Annotated in this window: 19 protein-coding genes and 1 pseudogene; 11 read left to right on the plus strand and 9 right to left on the minus strand. The window is 68.5% G+C overall.

Annotated elements, in window-relative coordinates:
* The first annotated feature begins 22 nt into the window (after positions 1-22).
* Genes OG811_RS23845 through OG811_RS23870 form a run of 6 tightly spaced genes read left to right on the plus strand, consistent with a single transcriptional unit; the run spans position 23 to position 6,193 of the window.
* The gene (locus OG811_RS23845) at positions 23-964 is read left to right on the plus strand and encodes a TauD/TfdA family dioxygenase (RefSeq protein ID WP_406068814.1); all 942 of its coding nucleotides are present in this window, start codon (positions 23-25) and stop codon (positions 962-964) included.
* Positions 961-1,479 carry a GNAT family N-acetyltransferase gene (locus OG811_RS23850; protein WP_406068815.1) on the plus strand — a complete coding sequence of 173 codons (519 nt, stop codon included), beginning with the start codon at positions 961-963 and terminating at the stop codon, positions 1,477-1,479. Before OG811_RS23845 ends, OG811_RS23850 begins: the two co-directional genes overlap by 4 nt.
* Entirely contained in the window at positions 1,476-2,828 is a 1,353-nt protein-coding gene (locus tag OG811_RS23855; protein ID WP_406068817.1) for a cytochrome P450, read from the plus strand. Before OG811_RS23850 ends, OG811_RS23855 begins: the two co-directional genes overlap by 4 nt.
* 21 nt (positions 2,829-2,849) lie before the next feature.
* The gene (locus OG811_RS23860; protein WP_406068818.1) at positions 2,850-4,601 is read left to right on the plus strand and encodes an AMP-binding protein; all 1,752 of its coding nucleotides are present in this window, start codon (positions 2,850-2,852) and stop codon (positions 4,599-4,601) included.
* Positions 4,582-5,823 (plus strand): acyl-CoA dehydrogenase family protein, encoded by a 1,242-nt coding sequence (locus OG811_RS23865; RefSeq protein WP_406068819.1) that lies wholly within the window; start codon positions 4,582-4,584, stop codon positions 5,821-5,823. Before OG811_RS23860 ends, OG811_RS23865 begins: the two co-directional genes overlap by 20 nt.
* 49 nt (positions 5,824-5,872) lie before the next feature.
* A complete protein-coding gene (locus OG811_RS23870; protein WP_406075887.1) occupies positions 5,873-6,193 on the plus strand; it encodes an acyl carrier protein in 321 nt (106 codons plus the stop codon).
* A gap of 65 nt (positions 6,194-6,258) precedes the next feature.
* Here the strand turns inward: OG811_RS23870 and OG811_RS23875 are convergent, their stop codons facing one another.
* On the minus strand, positions 6,259-6,660 hold the full coding sequence (locus OG811_RS23875; RefSeq protein WP_406068821.1) for a transposase: 402 nt from the start codon (positions 6,658-6,660) through the stop codon (positions 6,259-6,261).
* A gap of 208 nt (positions 6,661-6,868) precedes the next feature.
* On the opposite strand from OG811_RS23875, the gene OG811_RS23880 reads away from it, so the two are divergent.
* Complete coding sequence (locus OG811_RS23880; RefSeq protein ID WP_406068823.1) at positions 6,869-7,243, plus strand: transposase family protein; 375 nt, start codon at positions 6,869-6,871, stop codon at positions 7,241-7,243.
* Between the two features lie 163 nt (positions 7,244-7,406).
* On the opposite strand, the gene OG811_RS23885 is transcribed toward OG811_RS23880, so the two are convergent.
* From OG811_RS23885 to OG811_RS23915, 7 genes are all read right to left on the minus strand, one after another.
* Positions 7,407-8,636 (minus strand): acyl-CoA dehydrogenase family protein, encoded by a 1,230-nt coding sequence (locus OG811_RS23885; RefSeq protein ID WP_406068825.1) that lies wholly within the window; start codon positions 8,634-8,636, stop codon positions 7,407-7,409.
* Entirely contained in the window at positions 8,636-9,703 is a 1,068-nt protein-coding gene (locus tag OG811_RS23890; protein ID WP_406068826.1) for a phosphotransferase family protein, read from the minus strand. Before OG811_RS23890 ends, OG811_RS23885 begins: the two co-directional genes overlap by 1 nt.
* Before the next feature lie 14 nt (positions 9,704-9,717).
* Positions 9,718-10,170 carry a MaoC family dehydratase gene (locus OG811_RS23895; RefSeq protein ID WP_406068828.1) on the minus strand — a complete coding sequence of 151 codons (453 nt, stop codon included), beginning with the start codon at positions 10,168-10,170 and terminating at the stop codon, positions 9,718-9,720.
* A gap of 81 nt (positions 10,171-10,251) precedes the next feature.
* On the minus strand, positions 10,252-11,010 hold the full coding sequence (gene fabG / locus OG811_RS23900; RefSeq protein ID WP_406068830.1) for a 3-oxoacyl-ACP reductase FabG: 759 nt from the start codon (positions 11,008-11,010) through the stop codon (positions 10,252-10,254).
* A gap of 34 nt (positions 11,011-11,044) precedes the next feature.
* A complete protein-coding gene (locus OG811_RS23905; RefSeq protein ID WP_406068831.1) occupies positions 11,045-11,692 on the minus strand; it encodes an HAD family hydrolase in 648 nt (215 codons plus the stop codon).
* 61 nt (positions 11,693-11,753) lie between these two features.
* Positions 11,754-12,509, minus strand: coding sequence for an SDR family oxidoreductase (locus OG811_RS23910; RefSeq protein ID WP_406068833.1), 756 nt, complete (start codon positions 12,507-12,509; stop codon positions 11,754-11,756).
* Positions 12,509-13,726 (minus strand): acetyl-CoA C-acetyltransferase, encoded by a 1,218-nt coding sequence (locus tag OG811_RS23915; RefSeq protein WP_406075889.1) that lies wholly within the window; start codon positions 13,724-13,726, stop codon positions 12,509-12,511. The genes OG811_RS23910 and OG811_RS23915 overlap by 1 nt, the downstream gene beginning before the upstream one ends.
* Positions 13,727-13,838: 112 nt before the next feature.
* Here OG811_RS23915 and OG811_RS23920 point away from each other — a divergent pair, with 112 nt between their 5' ends.
* Positions 13,839-14,468, plus strand: coding sequence for a TetR family transcriptional regulator (locus OG811_RS23920; protein WP_406068834.1), 630 nt, complete (start codon positions 13,839-13,841; stop codon positions 14,466-14,468).
* A gap of 17 nt (positions 14,469-14,485) precedes the next feature.
* Here the strand turns inward: OG811_RS23920 and OG811_RS23925 are convergent.
* A pseudogene (locus OG811_RS23925) lies at positions 14,486-14,605 on the minus strand (RNase III inhibitor); the annotation flags it as partial.
* A gap of 228 nt (positions 14,606-14,833) precedes the next feature.
* Here OG811_RS23925 and OG811_RS23930 point away from each other — a divergent pair.
* From OG811_RS23930 to OG811_RS23940, 3 genes are all read left to right on the plus strand, one after another.
* Positions 14,834-15,301 carry an SDR family oxidoreductase gene (locus OG811_RS23930; RefSeq protein WP_406068835.1) on the plus strand — a complete coding sequence of 156 codons (468 nt, stop codon included), beginning with the start codon at positions 14,834-14,836 and terminating at the stop codon, positions 15,299-15,301.
* Between the two features lie 191 nt (positions 15,302-15,492).
* Positions 15,493-16,431, plus strand: coding sequence for an NAD(P)H-dependent flavin oxidoreductase (locus tag OG811_RS23935; RefSeq protein ID WP_406068837.1), 939 nt, complete (start codon positions 15,493-15,495; stop codon positions 16,429-16,431).
* Between the two features lie 77 nt (positions 16,432-16,508).
* Entirely contained in the window at positions 16,509-17,501 is a 993-nt protein-coding gene (locus tag OG811_RS23940; RefSeq protein ID WP_406068838.1) for a crotonase/enoyl-CoA hydratase family protein, read from the plus strand.
* Position 17,502 lies beyond the last annotated feature (1 nt).

Raw genomic sequence — 17,502 nt, forward strand, 5'->3', positions numbered from 1 at the left:
ACGGCGGCTCCAGCTGACGGAGGTGGAGCGCGACGCGCTCGGCCGGCTCGTCGACGCGTTCACCGCCACCGACCGGTCAGCGGATCCGCTCAGCTTCGCCGAGCGGGCGCCCGCGTACGCCGTACGGCTGCCGGAGCGGGTGCGGGAATTCCTGGGGCAGGTTCGCGCGGACGAGGCGCCCGTGTCCGTGATATCCGGACTTCCGCTCCAGGCCCTTCCGCCGACGCCGCTCGACTGGACAACGGCCGCGGCCGGCGTCGGTCGACGGGAAGAGCTGTTGCTGGTGCTGTGCGGTCTGCCGCTCGGCGAGCCGTTCGGCTGGGCGGCGCAGCAGGGCGGGCGGCTCGTACACGATGTCTGTCCGTCCCCGGCGATGGAACAGTCGCTGACGAGCGCGTCCAGTGCGTTACCGCTGTCGCTGCACACCGAGGACGGGTTCCATCCGTGCCGCGGCGACTATGTCTCACTGCTGTGCCTGCGCAACCCCGACGCCGTACGGACGACGTTCGTCCGGCTCGGGTCCCTCGGTCTTCCCGAAAAACTCCAGAAGATCCTTCAGGATTCCAGGTTTCGGTTCCTGCCGGACGACGCACACGTGGGCGGCGCCTGCGCCGAACGTCTTCGCGCCGACCCGGACGGTACGGGGCTCGACCCGATCATCTTCGGCCCCCCGGAGCACCCGTATCTGAGGTTCGACGCGGACTTCACCGCGGTCGAGGACGGCGACGACGAGGCAGCCGCAGCGATGGCGGACCTGGACGAGCAGCTGAGCGCTGCGACCGAGTCCATCGCGCTGGCCCCCGGCGACCTGCTGTTCATCGACAACTACCAGGTCGTGCACGGCCGGGCGCCGTTCCGGGCCCGTTATGACGGAACCGACCGCTGGCTCAAGCGGCTGAATCTGATTCGGGATCTCCGCCGGATCTACGCCACCGCTGACACCCGTTCCCGGATCATCCGATGACCGCCCATCGATCGATGAGCGACGTGGCCGCCATGGAGCTGCGCGCCGTAGCCTACGACCATCCGGACGCCGTCGCGCTGGTGTCCTTGCTGCAACGCCACTACCTGGCGGTTTACGGTGAGGAGGACCCCCGGCACGGGGATCCCGGTGAGTACCTTCCACCGCGCGGTCTCTTCCTGGTCGGCTACCTCGACGGCCGTCCCGTGGCCTGTGGTGGTTGGCGCGCGAAGGACGCCGGCAGATGGGGCTTCCAGGATGGCGACGCCGAACTCAAGCGCGCATACGTCGTCGAGGAACTGGCCGGCCTGCAGATGCTTGGCGCTGCCCACAGCATCCTCACGGCGGTGGAGAGCGCGGCGGTTCGCGCGGGACGCCGGCGCGCGATACTGGACGCCGGCGTCAAACAGGTCACCGCGTTGAGGTTCTTCGAGCGGGCCGGATACACCCGGATCCCGAACTACGGGGTCTACCGCGATGACCCGCAGACCGTCTGCTACGCCAAGGCTCTGCGATGAGCGCCCCGGTGGGCGCCCCCGGCCCGAGTGCCGCCGCCACGCCGGCGACGGTGGCCGGGCTCGTCTTCCGGCCGCTGGCGACGTTGCGGTCGTTGGCCAGGTACGGCGATGCCGTGGAGCTACCCCTCTATTCGGGGCACCGGCTCTTCATCCTGAGCAGTCCCCGACACGCCGAACACGTCCTGGCTCGCCATCAGGACAACTACGTCAAGGCCTTCACCTACCGGTCGATGCGGGCAGTGCTCGGCACCGGGCTGCTGTCCGGTGAAGGCGACACCTGGCGCCGCCATCGCCGGCTGCTGCAACCGGTGTTCACCCGCCGCAATGTCGCGGGCTTCGCACCACAGATCGTCGACGCGACCCGGCGGATGCTGGACTCCTGGGATCGACATCGCGACGGCACGCAGATCGAGGTGTCCGGAGAGGTCAACGCGCTGGCCCTGGACATCGTCGGCCGAGTTCTGTTCAGCACGGACATGACCGGCCGCACCGGCGAGATCGCCCACGCCCTCACGTTCCTGCTGCCCGCCGTCGCGATCGGCACCTACCTGCCGTTCCTCTGGGGGCCGCGCAGCACCCGGGCGATCCAGGCGGCCAGCGGACGCTTCGGCGGACCGCTCGCCGCGATCGACAGGCCGGTGCGCCAGCTCATCGCCGAGCGGCGGGCGACGCCCACCGTCGATGGACCGGCCGACCTGCTGGACCACCTGCTCACCGCGCGTGACGAGGGCCAGGCGCGACTGACCGATGCGGAGATCCGCGATGAGGTGACCACGTTCATGCTGGCCGGGCACGAGACGACGGCGACGACTCTCAGCTGGTGCCTGGCGCTGCTGTCGGCCCACCCGGCCGTTCGGGACCGTTTGGAACATGAGGTGGACGCGGTCCTCGCCGGCCGCGAGCCACAGGCCGCCGACGTGGAGAAGCTCAGTTGGACCACGGCCGTCGTGAACGAGGCGTGGCGGTTGTACCCACCGGTGTGGACCACCGAGCGGGAAGCCGTGCGGTCCGACGTGATCGAGGGGATACCGATCCCCGTGGGCAGCACCGTCGCGGTGCCCGCATACCTGGTGCACCGCAACCCCGCCATCTGGCCCGACCCCGAGCGCTACGACCCCACCCGCTTCCTGTCCGTCGCCGACCGCGACCGCTACGCCCACATCCCGTTCGGCAGCGGCAGGCGTGCCTGCATCGGCGCCGGCTTCGCGCAGCTGGAGGCGGTGCTGGTGCTCGCGATGATGACCCAACGCTACCGGCTGGAGCTGACCGCCGGGCTGCCCCGCCCAAGGGCCAGCGCCACCCTTCGCCCAGGTCGACGGCTGCCGATGCGTTTGACGCGCCGGTCATGAACCCTGAAAGGACGAACCTAGATGAGCAGCCTTGCCGTCAGCCGGGAACTGCTTCTCGGTTGGCTTGACGCTCCGTCGACAGAGCGTGGCGTGCGGTTCCACGTGGATGGACGGGACTGGTCGCGCCATACCTACGAGGATCTGGCGGAGCGCGCGTTGCGCGCCGGCGCCGCCCTGGCCGACGCCGGGGTACGCCGCGACGAGGTGGTACCGCTGGTGCTGCCGTCCGGCCCGGACTTCGTCGCCTGCTTCTTCGGACTCCTCGCCATCGGCGCCACCCCGTCGGTGCTGCCACTGCCCGCCGCGCTGCAGGACACGGCGGGCTACGGGACGCAACTGCGGGCGATCGCCGCTGCGGTGCGACCTCGGTTCGCGATCGCGTCGGACGACCACCGCGACGCGTTGCTGGCCGGCGTCCACCAGGCCGGCCAGGAGACCACCGTACTGGCGCCGAGCTACGGCGACGCCGGGGCGGTACCGCGTGCGCACGGGGAACTGGCCGTCCTCCAGTTCACGTCGGGTTCGCTGGGACGCCCGCAGGGCGTGCGGATCACCGTCGACAACCTGGCCGCGAATCTCCGGATGATCCAGCGCTGGCAGGGCATCACGGACCGCGGCGGGGTCTCCTGGCTGCCGCTCTATCACGACATGGGTCTCATCGGTGGGCTGCTGACACTGGTGACCCTGCAGACGGAACACGCGATGATGCGGCCCGAGCAGTTCGTCCGCGACACGCGGGGCTGGCTCGCCGAGTACGGCGGTGGCCGGTACGCCCAGATCTTCATGCCGAACTTCGGCTTCGAGCGTGTCGTCGACCGGGTCGCCCCGGACGATCTGGTCGGGCTCGACTTCTCGGGCGTCACGTCGGTGGTCAGCGGGGCCGAACGGATCAACCCGGCGGCGCTGGCGCGATTCGCCGCGCTGCTGCAACCGCACGGCTTCGACAGCCGCGCGCTGACCCCCGCCTACGGGCTCGCCGAAGGTACCCTCGCGGTCACCGGCGTACCCCGACACGAACCGGTGCGGATGGTCCGCACCAACGCTCCGGGTCGGAGCCTGGATGACAAGGTCGAGGTGACCGGGAAGGCGGTCCTCACCACCGACCTGGTGTCTGAGCCGTGGGCCTGGCAGGTGAGCTGCGGTCGCCCGCTCGAAGGCCTGCGGGTGGAAGTGGTCGATGAGGACGGGCAGCCCCAGCCGGACGGTGTGTTCGGGGAGATCTCCGTACAGGGCCCTTCGGTAACCGTCGGCTACGCCGACGCCACGTCGCGGGACGGCACCCGACTGGTCGGGGGGTGGCTGCGCACGGGCGACGCCGGCTTCTTCCACGACGGTGACCTGTACGTCGTCGGCCGCCTCGGGGACAGTGTCAAACTCCGTGGGCGCAGCATCTTCGTCGAGGACGTGGAGCTGGATCTGCGCGTCCGTACCGGAATCGCGCCCCGCAACCTCGCCGTGGCCGGCGGCATCGTCGACGGCCGGCCGACGTTGCTTGTGGTGGTGGAGCGGGAGCTGGGTGACCAGCTCGACGTGGTCGTCGAGGCGGTCCGTGCCTTCACCGGGTCCGCCGTCCGGGTGCTGATCCTGCGGGCCAGGCGCGGCACCATCCCCTTGACCTCCAGCGGCAAGCCCCGCCGGCGTCTGCTGTGGCGCCGTCACCTCGCCGGGCAGTTGACCGGAGAGTGGCTCGGCGACCCTCCGGCGCCGATCCGCGCCGACACCGACACCGACATGCAGAACCGGGAGGCAGGCCGTGAGCCCGTCGCACGCTAGCGCCCCCGCCGCCATCTCCTTGACCGGCGAGGCGCCGGACCGGCCGCTGTTCGCGGATGGTCCCTTCGGCCCTCGCGTGGACGCCGCCCGGGCACGAGCCGCGGAGTCGATAGGCGCCGCTTTCGCCCCGCACGCGGCGGCCGACGAGCGCGGCGTGTTTCCGCGCGAGGTGCTTGCTGACCTCGGGCGCAGTCGGTTGTTGCGGCAACGCTGGCACCCGGGCCCCTTCGGTGACGCCGGCCTCGGTGTGATCATTGCGGAGGAGAGCGGCCGGTACGGTCATGCGGGCCTGTCGGTCGGAGTGAGTCTCTGCCTGGAGACGGTCGGTTCGATCCTCGTCCGCTATGGCGCCTCACCGCTGTTGCAGGAATATCTCGACGGGCTCCTCGACGGGAGGCTTGTCGGTTGCTTCGGGGCCTCCGAGCCGACCGGCGGTTCCGACCTCACCGGCATGCGCACCGCCGCCCGGCGGGTGCCCGGCGGCTGGCGGGTGACAGGTGAGAAGAGGTACCTGTCGCTGGGCCTGGTATGCGACTTCGCGCTGCTGCTGTGCCGGATCGAGGATGATAGTGGCGAAGCCAACGGCGGCCTCGGCGTGTTCGCCGTACCCGCCTCGGCGTTGTCGATCCGCAAACGGCTGCGCAAGGTCGGTACCGCGGCACTGGACACCACCTGGATGACGATCGACGCCAGGGTGCCGGACGAGGCACTCGTCGGTCGGCCCGGCGCGGGTCTCCTCGTGGCGACCTGGGGGCTGAGCCACGAGCGGCTGTCCATCGCCGGGCAAACCGTCGGCGGGGTTGCCGCGGCCACCGGCCTCGCCACCGCACATCTGCACAGGCGGGAACAGTTCGGCCGGCCGTTGCTCCAGCACCAGGCGCTCCGGTTGCGGCTGGCCGACCTGTCCGCACGGCTGCTGTCGTTGCGGTTCGCCGTCTACTCGGCGGCGCAGGGCATACCTGTCACCGGCGCCTGTGGACCTCGGGAGACCGCCGCGCTCAAAGTCACCGCCACGCGTTTTGCGGAAGAGGCGATGAGCGAGTGCATGCACCTGTTCGGCGGTGCCGGTTACCTCGAGGACGAAACTCCGCTCGGCCGAATGTGGCGGGACACCAGGCTGGGCCGAATCGGTGCCGGTACCGACGAAATGATGTGGGAGTTAGTGGCCAGCGGCATGATTCCCGATTTCGTTGGCTACGACGAACTAGTGGACCTCGGATGAGGACGTACGCCTTCCGCGCCCAGCCATCAACCTCCGAAAGGTGAAGGACATGACCACACATGCCGTCCCGGTGACCGAGGCTGACGTCATGTCGGCACTCGATGCGATCTACCTGGAGATCAAGCGGGTCCGCCGGGAACTGCGACCGGAGGACCACTTGGTACAGGACCTGGACATCGATTCGCTGACCGCGCTGGAACTGTTGATCGCGCTGGAGGCTCGCTTCAGCGTCAACCTCTTGAACGACCCCCGCGCATCCACTGTGGCCACAGTTGCCGAACTGGTCGACGTCATCCGTCGCCAGGTCGCGTCACGAGAGCCCGTGGAACAAGGTACTTCCAAAATCCCCACGATTTCCCGTCATGCTTAGTAGTGCTTTGTTAAGTTGGGGCCTGTCCGGACTTTTGTGGGTGGATCTTGATGTGATCGATGTTTTTAGTTGTCGTTGATCCGGTCGCTGTACTGCTCGGCGAGGGCGTTGAGGACTTGTCCCCAGGCGGGGATTCGGGCGGCGATGTTCTGGCCGGCTCGTCGTTTCTCGGTGACGACGAGGTAGAGGACTTTCATCGCGGCTTGCTCGGTGGTGAAGTGGCCTCGCAGGCGGGTGGCTTGCCGGAATCGGCTGTTCAACGACTCGATCATGTTGGTGGTGTTGATCAGCTTGCGGATCTCCACGTCGAAGGCGAGGAACGGGGTGAACCGTTCCCAACTGGTCCGCCACAAGCGGATCACCGCTGGATACTTGGTGCCCCAGGTTTCGGTGAACTCCTCGAAGCGCATGCTCGCCGCGTCGATCGCCGGGGCGGTGTAGATACCGCGTAGTACGGCAGCCGCCATTAGCTGTCTGACCAGGGCGGACGCCGCGGGTGGGGCAGGGCCCCGGCAAAGTCGCGAGGTGCCCGGCTTGATGGGGTTGGTGTAGACGCGCCTGCGCTGGTGGTAGCAGGGCGGGCATGACCGGTTCAGATGATCATCGAGGTTCCTACGCCTTGTCGATCGTCCGAAGTGAGTCATGCCCGCCCTGCCATCATCGCTGATCTCGTCCTTGTCCGATGCACCGGCGGTCACCGTGCCCGAAGCCGTTGCTGGGTTGCCCGCGGCTCTGGCGGGTCTGCCGGATCCTCGTGCCCGTCGGGGTGTGCGGCACCGGCTGGTGGTCGTGGTGACGGCGGCCGTCTGTGCCGTGGTGGCTGGTTACCGCTCCTACACGGCGATTGCCGAGTGGATTGCCGACGTGCCCGCTGCGACCGCGCTCGCGCTGGGTATCGCCCCGGACCGGCGCCCGTCGGAGGCGATGGTCCGCCGGTTGTTGCAGGCCGTGGACCCGGACCTGCTCAGCGCGGTCATCAGCGGCTGGCTCGCCCGCCGGACCGTGGCCACACCATCTGCGGGCAGGCGGGCGATCGCCGTGGACGCCTAGCCCGCCGAGCCCGTCGGGGAAGTGCACCCGGGCCAGGCCGGCGTCGAAACGGGCGCGCAGGAAGTCCGGCCGGTCGGTGCTTGCCTGATTGTTCTTCGCGAGCAGTTCCTCGACCCGGGTCTTCAGGTCGCCTCGGACCTCGAATCGATGGTCGCGTCGGCACTCATGCGCTTCTCGCCTTCGCTTGGCGCTTGAGCTCGTTGCGAGCTAGCGCGTTCTTGTGTACTTCGTCTGGGCCGTCGGCGAACCGCAGGGTGCGGATCCCGGCGAACGATGCGGCCAGCGGGAAGTCCTGGCTCAGTCCGCCGGCGCCGTGTACCTGGATGGCCTTGTCCAGGATCCACTCGACGGTCTTCGGCGCCGCTATCTTGATTGCCTGGATCTCGGTGTGCGCGCCCTTGTTCCCGACGGTGTCCATCAACCAGGCGGCCTTGAGTACGAGTAGCCGCAGCTGCTCCACCCGCACCCGCGACTCTGCGATCCAGTCCCGGACGACACCCTGTTCGGCGAGCGGCTTCCCGAACGCGACCCGATCAGAGGCGCGGGCGCACATCAGCTCGATGGCGCGTTCGGCGACGCCGATCGATCGCATGCAGTGGTGGATGCGGCCGGGGCCGAGTCGTGCCTGGGCGATGGCGAACCCGTCCCCCTCGCCACCGATGAGGTTCGAGGCGGGGACTCGTACGTCGGTGAACTCGAGTTCCGCGTGGCCTCCGTGGTCGCGGTCGTCGTATCCGAACACCTGCATGCCGCGTTTGATCGTCAGGCCGGGGGTGTCGCGCGGGACGAGGATCTGGCTCTGCTGGCGGTGTCGCTCGGCCGACGGGTCGGTCTTGCCCATCACGATGAAGATCTTCGCCTCGGGGTTCATCGCCCCGGTGATCCACCATTTGCGGCCGTTGATGACGTAGTCGTCGCCGTCGCGATCGATGCGGGTGGCGATGTTGGTGGCGTCGGAGGATGCGACGTCGGGTTCGGTCATCGCGAACGACGAGCGGATCTCGCCGGCGAGCAGCGGTTGCAGCCATTGCTTCTTTTGCTGGTCGGTGCCGAACGTGGAGAGAACCTCCATGTTGCCGGTGTCCGGGGCGGCGCAGTTCAGGGCGGCCGGCGCGAGGTGGCCGCTGCGCCCGGTGATCTCGGCGAGGGGAGCGTACTGCAGGTTGGTCAGGCCGACGCCGTGCTCGCCGGGCAGGAAGAGGTTCCACAAGCCTCGGACGCGGGCCTCGGCCCGCAACTGCCTCAGGACCGGGACGGTGGACCAGGCCCAGGGATCGTGTAGGGCCGCGAGTTGCTCGGCGAACACCGGTTCGGCTGGGTGGATCTTCTCATCCATGAACGCGAGCAGCTTCTCGCGCAGCTCTTCGGTTCTGGGATCGAACGCGAAGTCCATCAGTTGTGCTCCTTCAGCGAGGTGAGTCCGGCGGCGATCAGGGGCTCAACGATGGTGCCGATGGTTTCGAACCCCTGGCCGACGGTCTGCCCGTGGGTGTGGCGGTAGTGGATGCCTTCGAGGATCACGGCGATCTTGAAGTAGGCGAGTGCGAGATGAAAGCCCAGCCGCGACAGGTCCCGTCCGCTGGCTGCGGCATAGCAACGGAGGATCTCGGTGTCGGTGATGAAGCCCGGGGCGGTGCAGGCGTCGGTGACGACGTACCCGCCGTCGAGCGCGGGCATCCGTTGATAGACAAGCAGCAGCGCGACGTCGGTGAGCGGATCCCCGATGGTGGCCATCTCCCAGTCGATCACCGCGGCAATCTGGTCGTCGCGGTCGACCAGCAGGTTGTCCAGCCGGTAGTCGCCGTGCACGATGGCGGGCGCCGACCCGGCCGTCGGCATGTTGGCCTCCAGCAGCGCGTGCAACTGTTCGGCGCCGGCGAGGTCCCGGCTGCGGGAGGCGTCGAGCTGTTTGCGCCAGCGTCGGACCTGACGGGTGAGGAAGCCGTCCGGGCGGCCGAAGTCGCTGAGGCCGATGGCGGCGGGGTCGACGCGGTGCAGCGCAGCGAGGGCGTCGACCATCCGGGTGGAGATGGCGTTGACGCGTTCCACGCCTAGTGGTCGCAGCTGTACGGCGTGGCGGTACGGCGTACCGTCCACCCGCTGCATCACGTAGAACGGAGCGCCGACCACGTCCGGGTCCTCACACAGCGCGAACGTTTGCGGTACCGGCACGTCGGTGCCCTGCAGCGCGCTGATCACCCGGTACTCGCGGGTCATGTCGTGGGCGGTCGCGAGGACGTGACCGAGCGGCGGCCGACGTACGATCCACCAGCTGCTGCCGTCGGTGACCTCGTAGGTGAGGTTGGACTTGCCACCCGCGATCACCCGTGCCCGCAACGGCTTCCCACTCGCAGCCGTGCCGGTGCGCTGGAGGAACGCCTCGAGCTTGGCCAGGTCGAGTCCCGGAGGGTTGCCCGCTGCGAGGTCGTCGCCGGCGAGTTCGCGGCCGGCTGGATCCACCTTTTCACCCACGGTCAGTGCGCCAGCACTGAGACGGTCTCGGCCACGCACACAGGCTTGTCGCCGCCATCCCGCTCGATGGTCACCCGGACTGTTGCCTGTGCCCCGTTGGCGCCCTGGGTGAGCGCGACAAGCTCGGCGCCGGCGCGGATTTTGGAGCCCACCGGAACCGGCGACGGGAACCGGACCTTGTTCGACCCGTAGTTCACGCCCATTCTCAACCCGTCTACCTTGTAGATCTCCCCGACCAGCTTCGGTACCAGCGACAGGGTCAGGTAGCCGTGGGCGATGGTCGCCCCGAACGGCCCGGACGCGGCCCTGTCCTGGTCGACGTGGATCCACTGGTGGTCACCCGTTGCCTCGGCGAACAGGTCGATCTGCTGCTGGGTGACGGTGTGCCATTCGCTGTAGCCGAGATGGGCTCCGACCGCCTGCTCGAACTCGTCGAGCCCGTGGAATCTCTGCATTGCCTACTCCTGCGAGAGGGGTGATGTCCGTACATGTGCCGTCATGAGCGCGAAGAGCCGCAAACGTGCGGTCACGGCATTTCAGTCGCGTGGTCCGCCAGCGACGTAGATGACCTGACCGGAGACGAACGACGCGTCCTCGCGCGCGAAGAAGGAGACAGTGGCGGCGATGTCGTCGGGCTGACCGACGCGGCCAACCGGGATCTGCGCGGCAGCAGCGGCCTTGAAGTCCTCGAACGGGACACCGACCCGGGCCGCGGTGCCTGCGGTCATCTCGGTCTCGATGAAGCCGGGCGCGATCGCGTTCACGGTGACCCCGAACTTCCCGAGCTCGATCGCCAGCGTCTTGGTGAAACCTTGCAGCCCGGCCTTGGCGGCGGAGTAGTTCGCCTGCCCGCGGTTACCGAGCGCGGAGACGCTGGACAGGTTGACGATCCGGCCCCACCTGGCCTGGGTCATGTACTGCTGGGTTGCCCTGCTCATCAGGAACGAACCGCGCAGGTGCACGTTCATCACCGCGTCCCAGTCGGCGGCGGTCATCTTGAACAGCAGGTTGTCGCGGGTGATGCCGGCGTTGTTCACCAGCACGGTCGGCGCGCCGAGTTCCTCGGCCACCCGCGCGACGGCCTGGTTGACGGCCTGCTCGTCGGCGACGTCAACACCGACCGCGAGGGCCTTGCCACCGGCGGCCTCGATCGTCTCGACGACCGGCTTGCCGGCCGACTCGTCCAGGTCGAGCACGGCCACGGCGAAGCCGTCCCGGCTCAGCCGTCTGGCGACGGCGGCGCCGATGCCGCGGGCGGCTCCGGTGACGATGGCGGTACGACGGGTCGCGGTCACGGAATCTCCTCAAATTGGGGGGATGGGTGTGTGTTCACAGACTCAGAACGTGCCGAGCAAGCTGCGTTCGTGTGGTGTGGACGTCGACGTGCAGGATCGTGCGCAGGCCTGCCCGCCCTGCGCCCTCAATGTTCGCGACGGCGTCGTCGATGAACACCGCCGCACCGGGTTCGACATCGAGCAGTTTCAGGGTGTGCGCGAAGATGTCCGGGTTCGGTTTACGCATCCCGACCTCGCCGGAGATGACCACCGGGTCGAACAACGCGTCGATCCGCTCCCGCGGGTAGGTGTTGCCCCAACTGTTGGACAACAGGGCGACCCGCACGCCGGCGGACTTGAGCTCTTCGACGAGGTCGAACATCAACGGGTCCGGTCGCATCTCGGCGAACAGTGCCTGCAGCAGCCCGTCGGGGGCGACCGGTCCACCGTTGGTGGCGACCAGCTCCGCGGCGAACAAGGAATCGAACTGCGCGGCGGCAAGCTCACCGGTCTCCAGACGGTGGATCGGTGTACCCTCGGGCGCCGAGCGGGACATCCACGCCTTCAACGCCCTGGAGAACGACGCCGGGTCGATCCCGTCCCGCTGCAGCCAGGCCGCGATCGAGTCACGCACCGGGTTGGTGAGGACGCCGCCGTAGTCGAAGACCACCGCAGCGGCGCTCACACGCTCGTCGTACGTCATCTGCTCCTCCTTGGCCGGCTTACCGCCACACCCCTGTCGCTGGCGTCGGCGCCCGCCACGGTCACACTCCTCCGGTCAGGGTGAGTCCACCGTCAACGACCAGGATCTGCCCGGTGACCCAGGCGGCGTCGTCGGAGAGCAGGAAGGCGATCGCACCACCGACGTCGTCCGGAACACCGAGCCGCCTGAGGGGGTACGCGGAGGCGACCTCGTCCTCCTTGCCCTCGTACAACGCGGTCGCGAACCTGGTCTTCACCACCGCGGGAGCCACACCGTTGACCCGGATCCGTGGCCCGAGTTCCACCGCAAGCTCGGCGGTGATGTGCGCGAGCATCGCCTTGCTGGCTCCGTAGAACCCGATTCCCGGGGCCGGTTTCAATCCGGCGACCGAGGAGACGTTCACGACCGACCCGCCGTGCTCACCCATCCAGGCCCGGTGGGCCTGCTGCACCCACGACAGCGCGGCCAGGCAGTTCACCTCGAAGATCTTTCGCGCGGCGTCGAGGTCGAGGTCGACCATGGGCCCGTAGACCGGGTTGATGCCGGTGTTGTTCACCAGCATGTCGACGCTGCCGAACGTCTCGATCGTCCTGGTGATCGCGTCGCGCTGGTGGTCCACGTCGTCGCCCTTGCCGGCGACCGCGATGGCGTTCTCCGGCCCGCCGAGCGACTGCACCGCCGCGTCGAGCGCTTCCTGCCTGCGGGCCGTGATGCACACCTTCGCACCGTCGGCGACGAGCCGTTCGGCGACGCCGAGGCCGATGCCGCGGCTGGCTCCGGTGATGATGGCGACCTTGCCCTCGAACCTGTTGCCCATCAGGACAGCCTCTCCAGCACCATGGCCATGCCCTGGCCGCCGCCAACACACATCGTTTCCAGGCCGAACTGCTTGTCGTGGAACTGCAGCGAATTGATCAGCGTGCTGGTGATCCGGGCCCCGGTCATCCCGAATGGGTGGCCGACCGCGATCGCGCCTCCGTTGACATTGAGCTTGTCGAAGTCGATGCCGAGGTCTCGGGCGGAGGGGATCACCTGCGCGGCGAAGGCCTCGTTGATTTCGACCAGGTCGATGTCGCCGATGCTCATCCCTGCGCGGGCCAGCGCCCGCTTCGACGCCTCGACCGGGCCCAGCCCCATAATTTCCGGCGACAGGGCGCTGACGCCGGTGGAGACGATCCGGGCCAGTGGGGTGAGCCCGAGTTCGGCGGCCTTGGTGTCGGACATGATGATCACGGCGGCCGCCCCGTCGTTGAGCGGGCAGCAGTTGCCGGCGGTCACCGTGCCGTCCGGTCGGAACACCGGCTCGAGCTGGGCGACCTTCTCCAGCGTCACACCCGCCCGCGGGCCGTCGTCCTTCGAGACGGTCGAGCCATCCGGCAGCGTCACCGGGGTGATGTCGCGCGCCCAGAAACCGTTTGCGATCGCCTGCTCGGCCAGGTTCTGGCTACGGACCCCGAACGCGTCCTGCTCCTCGCGGGTCACACCCTTGAACTGGGCGACGTTTTCTGCGGTCTGCCCCATCGTGATGTAGATATCCGGCAGCTCACCCCCGGTCCGCGGGTCCGCCCAGGTCTGGCCGCCGCCGGCGAACTTCTCGGTACGGGTCTTCGCCTGGGCATAAAGCGGGTTCCTGGTGTCAGGCAAATTGTCGGCGCTGCCCTTGATGAAACGGCTCACCGTCTCGACACCGGCGGAGATGAACACGTCGCCCTCGCCGGCCCGGATCGCGTGCATCGCCATCCGCGTGGTCTGCAGACTCGACGAGCAGTATCGGTTCACGGTGGTGCCAGGCACGTGGTCCATCCCGGCCAGCACCGCCACAACCCGGCCCATGTTGAACCCGGACTCGCCCCCGGGCTGGCCGCAGCCAAGGATCAGATCGTCGATGTCCGCGGTATCCAGTTGCGGCACCTTCGCCAGCGCCGCCTGGACCATCTGCATAGCGAGGTCGTCAGGCCGCATCTGGGTCAGGGAGCCTTTGGTGGCGCGGCCGATCGGCGAGCGGGCGGTGGAGACAATGACTGCTTCTGGCATGGGGTGTTCCTTCGACAGCACCGGGCTAAGCGTTTGCTTAGGAGCTAAGCGATTGCTTACCCTGGCGCAGTCACGGCATCGCCGTCAACACCCCGCACCAAGAAGGAAGGTTATGAGTCGGATCACACAGGGCCCCCACCCCGCCGATGGCACCGCGCCGAGCGGACGGGCGGACACTGCTCGTGCCCGGCTCATGGCCGCCGCGATCGAGGCGTTCGCGGCCAAGGGCTTCCATGGCACCACCACCCGGGACATCGCCGCAGCCGCCGGGATGAGCCCTGCCGCCCTCTACGTGCACCACAGGTCCAAGGAGGACCTGCTTTACCTGCTCTCCCGCGCAGGGCACGAGGAGACACTGCAGCTGGTCCAGGACGCCATCGCCGCCTCCGACGATCCGAGGGAGCAGCTCATCACCCTGGTTCGAGACTTCGTACGCCACCACGCGATCAGTCACACGAGCGCGCGCATCGTCAACTACGAGCTGCATGCGCTCACCCCGGAACACCTGCGAGAGATCAGCGCGATCCGCAGGGACATCGACGCCGGGATGCGGCGTGTGATCGAGGCTGGCGTGCGAACCGGCGCCTTCACCACCCCCGATCCACCGATGACTGCGCTCGCGCTGCTCTCCCTCGGGATCGACGTGGCCCGCTGGTACCGCGACGACGGCCGCTGGAGCCCTGGCGATGTGGCCGACCACTACTGCGAGCTCGCCCTGCGGATGGTGGGCGCCGAGGCTTGAGTGCCGTGCTGGGCCTTGACGTGCCGCACCGGCGAATCCAGGTCGAACGGCATCGCCATCGCCTCCCCGGCCGGGCGCGGGCCGATCGCACCGCCCGCCTGGGCCAGTCGCGGTCCGGCCGGGCGATCGCCCCCTCCATGCGTCCGTCGTCACGCTGTCGGGAGCGGGAACTGCCGTAGGGCTGAGGTGCTCCAGCGACTCCGTGGCTGTGACCTTGCCCACACCATCGGGCCTTGACCGGTGTGGCGCGCTGAAGACACGCTTCGTATTACGAAGTTACGGCGTCCGGCAAAGGGCTCGCGGCGCTGAAGCGTCCGCCCTCAGCCCCGCCTCGCGAGAGCGGCAGCAGAACTTGAGGAGATCCCGTGACCCGCAGGTTCGAAGGCGGAACCGCTCTCGCCACTGGCACCAGCCGGGGCATCGGCATGGCCATCGCGCGTCAGCTCGTCTTCGATGGCGCCCGGGTCGTCGTCACCGGCCGCAACCAAAAGGCGATCGACCGGGCGGTCGCTGAGCTTGGCGGAATCGATCACGCGGTCGGTGTCGCCTGGCCACGCCGACGATGTCGACCACCAGGTCGAGACGGTCAAGCGTGGGATCGACAACTTCGGCAGCGCCGCCGACCTGCTGGTGCAGTCGTCAAGACCAGGTTCGCGGCTGCCCGCTGCGAGGGCCGTGAGGACGAGGTCGCCGAGGCGTACCTTCTCAAGCGACTCGGCGCGCCGCAGGACATCGGCAGCGTGGTCGCATTCCAGCTCTCCGGCGAGGCCGCCTGGGTCGCCGCACAGTTGCTCGTCGTCGACGGCGGCCCGCTCCTCACCGGCGGCTTGTGATGCGGGACATCGCCGTGAACGGAGCGGGATGGACCTGCCCGGCCTCGACCTCGCCGCGTTGCGGAACTGGTTCGCAGGCATGCGGGCGGCGGTGGCGGACGCCGAGTTGTCCGCGACGCTGATCGCCGAACACGCGGTGCCGGTGTACTCCGCGCCCCTGACTCAGCCCTCCTTAGAGACGAGTAGACCTCATGACTTATCCCGTTCTCCACGGCCTCCGGTTGCCGGTCGTCGCCGCCCCCATGTTCCTCATCTCCGGACCGGAGTTGGTGATCGAGGCCAGCAAGGCAGGTGTGCTGGGATCCTTTCCGGCCCCGAACTGCCGAACCCCCGAGGAACTGGATCGCTGGCTGGGGACCATCAGTGACGCCCTGACCGACGGCGGGACGCAGAAACCATGGGCCGTCAACCTCGTCACCCACAGCAGCAACTCCCGGCTGGTCGGCGACCTGGAGCTGGTGGCGGAGCACAAGCCCCCTGTCGTCATCACCGCGCTCGGCTCACCGCGTCCGGTGATGGAGGTGGTCAAGGGGTATGGCGGCACGGTGATCGCCGACGTGGTCAACCTCAAGTTGGCGCACAAAGCCGTGCAGGCCGGGGCCGACGGACTGGCCTGCGTGTCGGCAGGCGCTGGTGGCCACACGGGTCACCTGTCGCCGTTCGCCTTTGTGTCGGCGGTGCGGGAGTTCTTCGACGGGATCGTCGCGGTCGGCGGCGGCATCGCTGACGGCTACGGCGTTGCCGGTGCTGTCGCCTCCGGTGCCGACCTGGTCTACGTCGGCACCCGCTTCCTGGCCACGAAGGAGAGCATGGCCCCGGAGGCCTACAAGCAGATGGTCGTAGGCCACGGCGCGGACGACCTCATCGTCAGCAACGGGATCACCGGCACGAACGCGTCCTGGCTGCGGCCCAGCCTGGTCGCCAACGGCCTGGACCCGGACAACCTGGTTCCGCCGGAGAGGCGCAGGTACGGCACGGGCGAGGGCCACAAGCGCTGGAAGGACATCTGGGCGGCCGGACAGGGGATCTCGGTGATCCGCTCGGTCGAGCCCGTGGCCGACGTGGTCGACAAACTAGTCGAGGACTACCGGGCCGCCCTCGTCCGACTGAGCTCGGGCCTTCCGGTCTGACCGACCCGAGGCTGCTTGTTGTCGACGGCGATCAGGTCTACCTCGAGCTCCCTGTCGGCGTACGGCGGCTGGTCGGCTTGCCCTCCGACGCCCTGCGTGACCAGCGGGGGTTGACACCCCTGACTTCGCAACTCATAGTGATCGAACGCGGCCGTGCCGGCCAGACCCCGGGGAGACTCATGACCTTCGAGATGATCGGCTACAGCGTCGAGGACGGGATCCTCACCATCACGCTGAATCGGCCCGACAAGATGAATGCCATCACCTCGCCAATGCGGGAGGAGCTCATCGAGGCCTTCGCCCGCGCTGATCGAGATCCCGAAGTGCGTGTCATCGTGGTGACCGGCAGCGGCAAGGCCTACTGCGCGGGCGCGGATGTCTCCGGCGGGACCAAGACCTTCGATCCCCAGGCTCGTGGCTGGGCGGACAACGTCGAGGAGTTCCGCGACGGGGGTGGCCAGATCACCCTCCAGATCTTCTCCAGCACCAAGCCGGTGATCGGGGCGATCAACGGTGTCGCCGCCGGTCTCGGCGCCACCATGCTGCTCCCGATGGACATCCTGATGGCTGCGGAGACGGCGCGCATCGGGTTCGTGTTCGCCCGTCGAGGCCTGGTGCCCGAGGCGTGCGCCACGTGGTTCCTGCCGAAGAGGGTCGGCCTGTCCACGGCGGCCGACTGGTGCTTCACCGGACGGCTGGTGTCGGCGCAGGAGGCGCTGGAGGCAGGTCTGCTCAGCAGCGTTCACGCACCCGAGGACCTGCTGCCCGCGGCGTACGCCAAGGCCCGCGAGATCGCCGACAACACCGCTGCGGTCGCGGTCGGCATGATCCGGCAGATGCTGTGGCGCTTTGCCGGTTCGCAGCACCCGATGGACGCCCACCGCGTGGATTCCAAGATCAACTTTGCCCTCGGGCAGTCGGCGGACGTGGCCGAAGGCATCGCCGCCTTCCTCGAGAAGAGGTCGCCCGAGTTTCCGGGCCGGCTCCCGGATGACGCGCCGTCGGCCTACCCGTGGTGGGAAGAGCCCTCGTTCAAGCAGCGACCGGCGACTCCGTCTGCTGCTTCATAAT

It is taken from the genome of Micromonospora sp. NBC_01638 (genome assembly GCF_045209745.1).
Lineage (GTDB): Bacteria > Actinomycetota > Actinomycetes > Mycobacteriales > Micromonosporaceae > Micromonospora.